The 7,020-nt window shown below is 26.8% G+C and carries 7 protein-coding genes; all 7 read left to right on the forward strand.

Going from position 1 to position 7,020, the window contains the following annotated elements; genetic code table 11:
- Window positions 1-227 precede the first annotated feature (227 nt).
- The 7 genes from CP960_RS14070 to ribA all read left to right on the forward strand — a co-directional run bounded on the left by CP960_RS14070 (window position 228) and on the right by ribA (window position 6,664).
- A complete protein-coding gene (locus CP960_RS14070; RefSeq protein WP_265734456.1) occupies window positions 228-359 on the forward strand; it encodes a hypothetical protein in 132 nt (43 codons plus the stop codon).
- A 29-nt stretch (window positions 360-388) separates the two neighbouring features.
- The gene (locus tag CP960_RS12800; RefSeq protein ID WP_228152081.1) at window positions 389-1,966 is read left to right on the forward strand and encodes a sodium:solute symporter family protein; all 1,578 of its coding nucleotides are present in this window, start codon (window positions 389-391) and stop codon (window positions 1,964-1,966) included.
- Window positions 1,967-1,976: 10 nt separating this feature from the next.
- Entirely contained in the window at window positions 1,977-2,342 is a 366-nt protein-coding gene (panD, locus tag CP960_RS12805) for an aspartate 1-decarboxylase (protein WP_101185880.1), read from the forward strand.
- A gap of 257 nt (window positions 2,343-2,599) precedes the next feature.
- Complete coding sequence (locus tag CP960_RS12810) at window positions 2,600-4,201, forward strand: sodium:solute symporter family protein (RefSeq protein WP_101185881.1); 1,602 nt, start codon at window positions 2,600-2,602, stop codon at window positions 4,199-4,201.
- A 118-nt stretch (window positions 4,202-4,319) separates the two neighbouring features.
- Window positions 4,320-5,030, forward strand: coding sequence for a TetR/AcrR family transcriptional regulator (locus CP960_RS12815; RefSeq protein WP_101185882.1), 711 nt, complete (start codon window positions 4,320-4,322; stop codon window positions 5,028-5,030).
- A 106-nt stretch (window positions 5,031-5,136) separates the two neighbouring features.
- On the forward strand, window positions 5,137-6,090 hold the full coding sequence (locus CP960_RS12820; protein ID WP_101185883.1) for an alpha/beta hydrolase fold domain-containing protein: 954 nt from the start codon (window positions 5,137-5,139) through the stop codon (window positions 6,088-6,090).
- Window positions 6,091-6,100: 10 nt separating this feature from the next.
- Window positions 6,101-6,664 carry a GTP cyclohydrolase II gene (gene ribA / locus CP960_RS12825; protein WP_101185884.1) on the forward strand — a complete coding sequence of 188 codons (564 nt, stop codon included), beginning with the start codon at window positions 6,101-6,103 and terminating at the stop codon, window positions 6,662-6,664.
- Window positions 6,665-7,020 lie beyond the last annotated feature (356 nt).

The raw sequence follows: 7,020 nt of genomic DNA on the forward strand, positions 1-7,020 counted from the left end.
TACTAAGCCTCTTTTCCCTGGTTGTACTATTAAAACTCAAATTTGGAAGTGGGATGATAATTCTATTAGGTTTAGAGTTATTGATGCTAATGACCCTCAAATGATCTATTTTAACTTCGCTCTTGCTGAGTGGAAATAGTTTAAGGCTTAAGTAGAAACCTCTACTTTTAATTATAAATAGAGTTGGTAAAAACCAACTCTATTTTTTTCATAATAAAGGTAAAGTTATGGGTGAAATAGTATTCTCTTTATTCATTGGAGGCTGTTTAGTCTTTGTTGGTTCTTTATTAAACTATCATTTATTAAAAGAGCAAAAAAACTTATCAACAACTATCAATAAAAAAAGACAGAAACTATGAACAGCTATATTATAGGTGTATTACTTAGTATGTTAGTCTATTTAGTAGTAGGAGTTTATGTTGGACGAAAAGTTAAAAACATAAACGACTACTATGTTTCAGGAAGAAATGCCACTACAATATTTATTAGTGGTACTATGTTTGCTTCTATGCTTAGTACAAATGGATTTATGGGCGATACTGCTTATGCATACAATGGCAATATTACAACTTTAGTTTTATTAAATACTATTTGTGCTTGTGGATATATTATTGGAGGTTTGTATTTTGGACGATATATTAGAAGATCAAAAGCTAATACTATGCCCACATATTTTTGGCAAAGATTTAATAGCACAAGAATTAGGAAATTTGCAGGAATAATTACTGTGGTTTCACTAAGTGCTTACTTATTAAGTGTTTTACAAGGAACAGCAATTTTAATGGTATGTATGACAGGTTTTAGTAAAGAAACTTGTTTATTACTTGCTTGGACATGTATTGTATTTTTTACTCTTTACTCTGGTTCAAAAGGTGTTTTAGTTACCGATACAATAATGTGTATTTTCTTTCTTGTTGCAACTATTATTGCAGGTCAATATATTTTTAATGCCTCAGGAGGAGTATCAAACTTAATTACAAATTTAGTAAACAATCCAAATACTCCTGATGGATTATTAAGCTTTCATGGGAATACTTATGGTAAAAGTGCCTTTGATATTTTATTTTATGGTTTTACTATGGGTATTATTTGGATGATTACTGTTGCAGTTAGTCCTTGGCAAGCGGGTAGAAATTTAATGGTTAAAAATGAACATATAATCTTTCGTGCAGGTACTATTGGTGTTTTGTTAAGTGTATTTTTTCTACTTTATTTATATCTTATGGCAATTAGTGTTATTCAAATCAATCCAAATATGCAAGAGCCTGAAAGAGTTATAATTTGGGCTGCTTTTGAAGTAATGCCTGAATTTATAGGAGTATTACTTCTAACAGGAATAATGGCAGCAGGACTCTCATCTGCTTCTACTTTTTTATCAGTAGTTAGTTTTTGTACTTCAAGTGATATTTTAGATGTAAAATTTAAAAAAGAGAGTTCAAAAATTAACTTTACTAGATTTATTGTTTTTATAGTTAGTTTAATTGCCTTAGGACTAGCATATTTAGATCTCTCTTCTATTAGAATTATTGCTTGGTTTGCAAGTACAATTATTGCTGCTTCTTGGGGATATGTTGCTTTTGCTAGTGTATGGAGTAAAAAACTTACAGAAAAAGGCGCATATTACTCAATGGTTGGTGGTTTTTTTATATTCTTTATTACTAAAATATTAAAAGAGATATTTAATTTACCACTTGATAATATTTTTGACCCATTTTTTCTTGCTATTTTTGGTAGTGCTACTTTAGGAATACTTGGTTCATATAAAGAGAGTCGAACAAAAAATGAAGTGGATTTTTTCAACAATCTACATAAAATACCTAGTTCTGAAACAATAATAAGTGAATATAAAAAAGATAGAATATTTGGTTGGACTCTTATAATTGCAGGTTTTGTAATTAGTAGTTTTCTTATCAAATATTGGGCAATTCCTTATAATGAAGCCCTAGGAATATCTATATTTAAATAAAGGATACAAAATGAATTTTTCAATGTTATACAGTAAAATACACAGAGCAACAGTAACTGATGCAAATCTAAATTATGTAGGTTCAATCACAATTGATGAAGAGTTAATGAAAGCTGCAAAATTTAAAGTAGGTCAAAAAGTAGATATAGTAAATATTAACAATGGAGAAAGATTTTCTACATACATAATTAAAGGTGAAGCAGGAAGTAAAGATATGTGCCTAAATGGAGCTGCTGCTAGAAAAGTTGAAATTGGTGACCAAATAATAGTTATTGCTTATGCCTCATATAGTGAAATTGAGCTAGAAAACTATAAACCAACCGTTGTATTAGTAAACGAAAACAATGAAATTGCATCAATAACTAATGAGATATAAACTCTATTTTTCTTAAATTATTTTTAAGATTTTATTTTAGTATTTAAAGTTAAATTAATTGACAAAAAATCACGATTTCTATATAATCATAATTATAACTTAAAAAAAATAATTAAGTATAGGAATAGATATGAATGAGATTTTATATTCAATTTTAATTGGAAGTTGTATCACATTTTCAGGTTTAATTTTAACTTTAAACCTTAATAAGGAACAAGAAAAATTAGTATCTAAACAGAAAAAATTTTAGGTTTCTTATGAATATCTATTTATGGGGTGTAGTTATTAGCATACTACTATATTTATTAGCAGGATTTTATGCAGGCAGAAAAGTAAAAAATATTGAAGACTATTATGTTTCAGGAAGAAATGCGAGTACTTTTTTAATAACTGGAACAATGTTTGCTTCTATGCTTAGTATCAATGGTTTTATGGGTGATACTGCCTATGCTTATAATGGACATATAACCTCTATTGTTTTGATTAATACTATATGTGCTTGTGGATATATTATTGGTCCATTACTTTTTGGTCGCTTTATTAGAAGAGCAAAAGTAAATACCATGCCTTCATATTTTTTTAAAAGGTTTAATAGTATAAGAATTAAACGCTTTGCAGGAATCGTAACTGTTATATCACTTAGTGCATATTTTCTAAGTGTTATAAAAGGGACATCTATCTTAATGGAATCTCTTACAGGTTTTAATGAAACAATTGCCCTTTTACTTTCATGGGGTTGTATCATGATTTTCACTCTTTATTCTGGTTCAAAAGGTGTAATTTTAACTGATACAATTATGTGTATTTTCTTTTTATGTATAACAATTATTGCTGGAAGTTATGTCTTCAACTCTACAGGAGGAGTCTCAAATCTAGTTTCAAATTTAGTAAATAACCCTTTAGCTCCAGATGGTATTTTAAGCTATAAAGGAAGTAGTGATAACTCTGTTTTTTATGCAATTACTATGGGTATTATTTGGATGATTACTGTTAGTGTAAGTCCTTGGCAAGCAGGTAGAAATCTTATGGCAAAAAATGAACATGTGATTTTTAGGTCAGGAGTTTTAACTGCTTTATTAACTGTTTTATTTCTTTTTTATCTATATTTAATTGCAATTAGTATCATTCAAATCAATCCAAATATGCATAAACCTGAAGAAGTAATTATTTGGGCAGCATATAAAACTATGCCAGAAATTATAGGAATGTTACTTCTTACAGGAATAATGGCAGCAGGACTCTCATCTGCATCTACTTTTTTATCTGTTGTTAGCTTTAGTATTTCAAGTGATATTCTTGATGTTAAATTTAAAGATGAAAAAAAACAATTAAATTTCACAAGAGTTGTCCTTTTTACTTTTAGTATTGTTATATTAATTATTGCTTATTACAATATTCTTTCAATAAGAGTTATAGCTTGGTTTGCGAGTACTGTAATTGCTGCTTCATGGGGATATGTTGCCTTTGCTAGTGTATGGAGCAAAAAACTTACTGAAAGAGGTGCTTTTTATGCGATGTTTAGTGGTTTTATCACTTTTATTTTTGCAAAATTATTAAAAGAGTATTTTAATTTACCTCTGGAAAATTTTTTAGACCCCTTTTTTATTGCTACTTTTATGAGTATTTTATGTGGTATCTTAGGCTCAAGAAATCAAATAAAAACAAAAGAAGAGATAATATTTCAAACCAATCTACACATAGTACCTAAAAAAGAGAGCAAAATATCAGATTACAAAAAAGATAAAACATTTGCATGGATTATAATTCTTTCAGGAATTTTAATCTCAATTTTACTTATAAAATATTGGGCCTTTGCCTATGAAGATGCAATAAACCTTAAACTCTCAATGCAAAACTAAAAAATTCTATTCAGCATTATAAAATAAAAATTTCTTTATAATCATGATTATATTTTATATAAGTATAAATTTTTATTATTAATTTAATTTATGTAAATTAAAAAGGAGATTGAAAACTTTGCAACAAAAACAAAAAAGAGCAAAAATCAAACAAGAAAGAATTATGAAATACTTCATAGAATCGGCAGAAGAGATAATCCAAAAAGAAGGAATTGAAGCTGTAACAATTAGAAAAACTGCTGATTTAGCAGGATATACAAGTGCTACACTATATAATTATTTTGACAATTTAACACATCTTGTTTTCCTAGCAACTATGAATCATCTTGAAAACTATAATAGACATCTATATAAAAGTGTAGCAAAATGCAAAAACTCTATTGAAGTATATATGTCAGTATGTTTATGCTTTAGTGAACATGCATACAGTGAACCAGATATATTTGAATTACTATTTTTCTCTCAAGATAGAGAAAAGTTTGAAGAATATACTAATCAATATTATGAATTATATCCAAGTAAGGAAGAGCAGACTCCTCAATTTTTAAATACAATGTATCATTTAAACAATATCTACTCAAGAAGTTTTACAATGCTTGATAACTGTATTAAAGATGGATATTTAGATGAAGAGAATGCAAATGATTTTAATGATATTTGTTTAAGATTTACAAAAACTATTATAGAAGATGTAAAAAAGAGTAATCTTACAAAAGATGAAGCAATTCAAATGACAATGAAGTATTATTATCAACTTTTTGGTTTCTATTTAAAACCAGAATATAAAAAGATTTTAGAAGAGTATTATAAAAAATTAATGAAAAAATAGATTTGCTACTTTATTAAACTACATAAGACGATTTTTTGTTGACAAATAATCATGATAAATATATAATGCTAATTATAAAATTAAATCATGATTATAGGTTAACATAATGAATAAAATAGATATTAATAACTACATAACAAAACAGATGAAAGAAGTTCTTGATTTTCAAGAAGAGTTTGCGAAAAAAAATCCTGCAATTTTAAACAGTATTGAAGAAGGAAGAGAAAACTACATAAAAGAAAGAGCTTACTGGAATGAAAATAGTCTTAACTTAAAAGAAGAAAAAAGAGTTATTCAAGGAAAACATGGAGATATAAATATACATATTTATTATCCAAATAACAATAATAACCTAAGTTGCACTCTATTTATACATGGTGGTGGTTTTATTGTCGGCAGTCCTAAAACACATGAAAGAATGATAAAATATTTTTGTAAATATAGCAAAAGCGTAGTTGTAGCAATTGATTATAAGCTCTCTCCTGAGTATAAATATCCAGTAGCAATACAAGAGTGTGCATTTATTGCAAACTATTTACATGAAAATGCACAAAATTTTAATATAAACAAAAATAGAATCTCACTTATGGGTGATTCTGCTGGTGCTAATATTGCTTTTAATACAAATCTATATTTAAGAGATGAATATAAAAATAACTCATATATAAAAACATTGATTTTATATTATGGACTTTATGGACTTAAAGACTCAACCTCAAGAAGACTATTAGGAAATAAATATGATTCTTTAACAAAAGAGGATATAAAATATTATGAGGATTGTTACTTTGAAAATAACAAAAACGATAAAAAATATTATGACTGCTTAAGTGCTGATTTGTCTTATAATATTCCACCAACTTACATGTGTGTAGGAAATCTTGACCCTTTATTAGATGATAGTATAACATTAAATGAATTATTACAAATAAATAATATACCTTGCCAACTTCAAATATATAAAGGTGTAATGCATGCTTTCTTACACTATACTAAAATTATGCCAGAGGCTAACGAAGCTTTAAAAATGAGTGCAGAATTTTTTAGAAACAATCAATAAGGAGTTTGCAGTGAATATTAAAATATCTAACATAGCAAAACTTCCAACTAAATATGGAGATTTTAAAATACAATCTTTTAAAGAAAATGATAAAGAACACTTAGTAATATTTAAAGAACCACTTCTAAATGATGTTTTACTTCGTATTCATAGTGAATGTTTAACAGGAGATGCTCTTGGTTCTTTAAAATGTGATTGCCAAGCACAACTTCACCATGCATTAAAATTAATATCTAAAAAAAATGGAATGATAATATACCTAAGACAAGAAGGTAGAGGTATAGGTCTATTTAATAAAGTTAATGCATATGAACTTCAAGATAGAGGTTTTAATACAATTGAAGCTAATCATCAATTAGGATTTGAAACTGACTTAAGAAATTATGAAATTGTTGAGTATATATTAAATTACTATAAAATTAAAAAAATAAACTTGATAACTAATAATCCAAGTAAAATTAAATCTTTAGAAAAGTTTGAAGTTTTACACAGAATTCCTTCTATAACACCAAAAAATCAATACAATCTAAACTATTTAGAAATAAAAAAAGAATCTTTAGGGCATTTTTTATAATTTAAAAATGCTCTAAAATAGAGCTTTACTCTTATTTCTTAAAAAAACTTTATTTTAAAAACTAATTTTTATTTATAAAACTTCTTGACAAAAAATCATGATTATTGTATTATTTTGATTATAAAAAAATCATGATTAGTATTTCAATTAATTAATGCTTTTTTTATCTTATACATAAATAGGATTTTTTTATTTTTATATATGCAAATAAGGAGAGTAAGATGGCAATAAAAACAGAGATGGTAGGACAAACATTTGGTCCTTTTAAAAGAGATTATGACTGGAAAGCATTAAGTCTTTTTGCACTTGGAAGTGGTGCTGCTTTTGATGGTAAAACTGGCTTACAATATGTTTAT

The organism is Malaciobacter halophilus (assembly GCF_002837275.1).
Classification (GTDB): Bacteria; Campylobacterota; Campylobacteria; order Campylobacterales; family Arcobacteraceae; genus Malaciobacter; species Malaciobacter halophilus.

What these genes read in the sequence shown, in the direction of transcription:
- CP960_RS14070 (WP_265734456.1), top strand. Translation starts at nt 228, where the DNA reads ATGGGTGAAATAGTATTCTCTTTATTCATTGGAGGCTGTTTAGTCTTT.
- CP960_RS12800 (WP_228152081.1), top strand. Translation starts at nt 389, where the DNA reads ATGTTAGTCTATTTAGTAGTAGGAGTTTATGTTGGACGAAAAGTTAAA.
- panD (WP_101185880.1), top strand. Translation starts at nt 1,977, where the DNA reads ATGAATTTTTCAATGTTATACAGTAAAATACACAGAGCAACAGTAACT.
- CP960_RS12810 (WP_101185881.1), top strand. Translation starts at nt 2,600, where the DNA reads ATGAATATCTATTTATGGGGTGTAGTTATTAGCATACTACTATATTTA.
- CP960_RS12820 (WP_101185883.1), top strand. Translation starts at nt 5,137, where the DNA reads ATGAATAAAATAGATATTAATAACTACATAACAAAACAGATGAAAGAA.